Genomic DNA, 336 nt, shown 5'->3' with positions numbered 1-336 from the left:
ATCGAATGGGTCAAGAAGTGCGATGCCGCGGGCGCATGCCTGCCCCAGACCACGTTCGAGTGGAGCGCTCCGGGCGGGGCCCCGGGTTCGCTTGCGATGGGCTTCGTGCCGTACGGCGTCTTCCTCGGTCCCGACGCCGAGCTCGTCGATGATCCGGTGCCGTTCGCCAGCTCGCCCACGCGCCTGGTCGGCGACTTCGACGGCGACTCCGACCACGACCTGCTCTACTTCACCGACGCGGGCTGGAGGGCCTGGGACGGCACCTCGCAGCTCGACCTGCTCGACACGCCGGTCGTCGTGTCGTGGCCCACGGTGCTGCCCGAGGGCGATGCGTAC

1 protein-coding gene is annotated in these 336 nt (G+C 70.2%); it reads left to right on the top strand.

Translation table 11 applies throughout. The features are described from left to right. A partial coding sequence (locus OEB96_RS00180) for a hypothetical protein (RefSeq protein WP_266213353.1) occupies positions 1 to 336 on the top strand: 336 nt, incomplete at both ends.

Source organism: Paraliomyxa miuraensis (assembly GCF_026337845.1).
GTDB classification, from domain to species: domain Bacteria; phylum Myxococcota_A; class Polyangia; order Nannocystales; family Nannocystaceae; genus Paraliomyxa; species Paraliomyxa miuraensis.
Note: the sequence above shows the minus strand (reverse complement) of the source record. Positions and strands in the feature narration are given on the sequence as shown.